The 3,145-nt window shown below is 70.6% G+C and carries 3 protein-coding genes and 1 pseudogene; all 4 read left to right on the top strand.

The window, feature by feature from the left end:
• A partial coding sequence (locus VNR91_RS06865; RefSeq protein ID WP_325490029.1) for a phytoene/squalene synthase family protein occupies positions 1 to 600 on the top strand: 600 nt, incomplete at its 5' end.
• Positions 601 to 648: 48 nt separating this feature from the next.
• Positions 649 to 858 (top strand): hypothetical protein, encoded by a 210-nt coding sequence (locus tag VNR91_RS06870; protein ID WP_325490030.1) that lies wholly within the window; start codon positions 649 to 651, stop codon positions 856 to 858.
• Between the two features lie 91 nt (positions 859 to 949).
• Positions 950 to 2,764, top strand: a complete 1,815-nt coding sequence (locus VNR91_RS06875) for an ABC transporter ATP-binding protein/permease (protein WP_325490031.1) — start codon at positions 950 to 952, stop codon at positions 2,762 to 2,764.
• 108 nt (positions 2,765 to 2,872) lie between these two features.
• Positions 2,873 to 3,145 (top strand): annotated as a pseudogene (locus VNR91_RS06880) (M13 family peptidase); the annotation flags it as partial.

The following is a 3,145-nucleotide window of genomic DNA, read 5'->3' on the forward strand; positions in this document are numbered from 1 at the left end:
GGCTTCGCGCTCGACGCCGACGACTGGCGCCCGCGCAGCGAGGCCGATCTCTACCGCTATTGCTACCACGTCGCCGGCAGCGTCGGCTGCATGATGGCGGTGGCGATGGGGGTGTCGCCCGACGATACCGACACGCTCGACCGCGCGTGCGACCTGGGCATCGCGTTCCAGCTCGCCAACATCGCCCGCGATATCGAGGCCGACGATCGCGTCGGGCGCTGCTACCTGCCCGAGGAATGGCTGGTCGAGATGGACATTCCCCCCGGCCAGCACATGAAGCCGCCGTTCCGCGCCCGGCTGGCGGTGCTCGCCCGGCGGCTGGCCGTGCGCGCGGCGGCGCATGAGGCGAGCGCGCGGGTCGGCGCGGCGCGGCTGGCGCTGCGCCCGGCGTGGGCGGTGCTGGCGGCGGCGCGCATCTATGGCGCGATCGGGCGCAAGGTCGCGGCGCGCGGCGAACACGCGTGGGATCACCGCGTCACCACCGGCGCTGGGGAAAAAATCGCGGCGATCGGCGCGGCGGGATGGGAAGCGTTCACCCGGACACGGCGCTTTCCCCCCGCGCCGCGCCAGGACGATCTGTGGACGCGCCCGCACCGTTAACCACGCGCGTCCATCCTTCGTCAGCGCGCGCCGTGCCACGGCACGACGATGAGCCTGCTATCCGTCCGATTGTCCCGCGCGCTGGAACGCGGCCGCGCCGCCCCGACCGCCGACCGGTCGCGCGCGGAACTGCTGCGCGTGCTGCTGCGCAAGCGCGCCGCCGCGCACAATGCCGGCGCGGAGGAGCTGGAGGCGATGCTGCGCGACCAGATTCGCTGGTCGCTGCCGATCCAGCGGCCGGTCGACCACGGCGACTGAGCCGGCGGGCGCGGATATATTTCGCGCGCCACGCGGCGGGCGCCCCCGCGACGGTTGGCATCGGCGGCGACCGACCCTAACTTAGCCATCCATGCCCCCCGACCGCGTCGCCGGCGGCGCCGAACGCCCGATGTTCGGCACGCTGAAGCGTTTCCTCCCCTATCTGTGGCCGCCCGGCGAACCGATGCTCAAGGCACGGATCGTCGGGGCGCTGGTGTTCGTGCTGCTGTCAAAGGTGGTCCAGGTCTATGGCGCGCCGTTCGCGCTTCAGGGCGCGATCGACCGCATGGCGACCGGGCCGCGCGACGCGGTCCAGCTCGTCGTGCTGCTGGTGATCGGCTATGCCGCCGCGCGCTTCGGGTCGACCATGTTCGACAATCTGCGCAACGCGGTGTTCGAGCGGGTCGGGCAGGACGCGACCCGGCGGCTGGCGGCGGCGGTGTTCCGCCACCTCCACGCGCTGTCGCTGCGCTTCCACCTCGAACGGCGCACCGGCGCGGTGACCAAGGTGGTCGAGCGCGGCACCAAGAGCATCGACACGATGCTCTACTTCCTGCTGTTCAACATCGCGCCGACGGTGCTGGAACTGGGCATGGTGCTCCAGATCTTCGCCAGCCGGTTCGGCTGGTGGCTGGTCGCGGGCACGGTGACGATGGTGGTGGTCTACATCGTCTTCACCCGCATCGTCACCGACTGGCGCGCCAAGCTGCGCCAGGCGATGAACGACCTCGATACCGGCGCCGTCGCCCATGCGGTCGATTCGCTGCTCAATTTCGAGACCGTCAAATATTTCAACGCCGAGGATCGCGAGGCGCGGCGCTACGAAAACGCGGTCGCCGCCTATGCCAACGCCGCGGTCAAATCGGAAAATTCGCTGGCGTGGCTCAATATCGGCCAGGCGCTGATCACCAACGTCATGCTCGCCGGGGGCATGGCGCTGGTCGCCTATGGCTGGGCGCGCGGCGAATTCTCGCCGGGGCAGGTGGTGCTGGTGTCGACATTGCTGTCGCAGCTGTTCCGCCCGCTCGATCTGCTCGGCATGGTCTATCGCACGATCCGGCAGGGCGTGATCGACATGGGCGCGATGTTCGACCTGATCGACACGCCGTCGGAGGTGACCGACATCCCCGACGCGCCGGCGCTGGTGGTGCGCACGGGTCACGTCCGGTTCGAGGACGTGCGCTTCGGTTACGATTCCGATCGCCTGATCCTCAAGGGCATCGACCTCGACATCCCCGCCGGGGCGACGGTCGCGGTGGTGGGGCCGTCGGGCGCGGGAAAGTCGACGCTCGCGCGGCTGCTCTACCGCTTCTACGACCTCACCGGCGGCCGGATCACCATCGACGGCCAGGATATCGCCCGTGTCGCGCAGCAGAGCCTGCGCGCCGCGATCGGCATCGTGCCCCAGGATACGGTGCTGTTCAACGACACCATCGGCTACAACATCGCCTATGGCCGTGAGGGTTCGGGGGATGCGGAGGTGCGCGCCGCCGCGCGCGGCGCCGCCATCGCCGGCTTCATCGACAGCCTGCCCGACGGCTACGACACCCGCGTCGGCGAGCGCGGGCTGAAGCTGTCGGGCGGTGAGAAGCAGCGCGTCGCCATCGCCCGCACCCTGGTCAAGGACCCGCCGATCCTGATCCTCGATGAGGCGACCAGCGCGCTCGACAGCCGGACCGAGGCCGAGATCCAGGCGACGCTCGAGGATATCGAGGCCGGGCGCACCACCATCGTCATCGCCCACCGCCTGTCGACCGTGGTCCATGCCGACCAGATCGTCGTGCTCGACGCGGGCCGCGTCGCCGAACGCGGCACGCACGCCGAACTGCTCCGCCGGCAGGGGCTCTATGCCGAGATGTGGGCGCGACAGGCTGCGGAACAGCAGGCGGCGCTGGCGGCGGAATAGCCGCCGCGCCGGCCGGTCGTGCGACGAGGCGTGTCGTCCGCAGCATGAGCCGTTGCGGCCCGAAACGTCGCAGCCTAACCTCCTGCGATTCCAGCCACGGAGCCCTCCATGCGCTTTCGCACCCTGTTGATCGCCGCCACCGCCCTTGCCGCCCTGCCCGCGCTGGTCGCCGCCGAAGCGCCCCGGGTGCCGCGCTATGCGCCGTGGGGGGTCGCGCTGACCGACATGGACGCCGGCGTGAAGCCCGGCGACGATTTCTTCGCCTACGTCAACGGCGCCTGGGACAAGCGCACCCGGATCGCGCCCGACCGCTCCTATGCCGGCGTCGACGTCACGCTGGTCGATGAGGCCGAGGGGCAGGTCCGCGCGATCGCCGAGGAG

The organism is Sphingomonas sp. (assembly GCF_035555815.1).
Lineage (GTDB): Bacteria > Pseudomonadota > Alphaproteobacteria > Sphingomonadales > Sphingomonadaceae > Sphingomonas.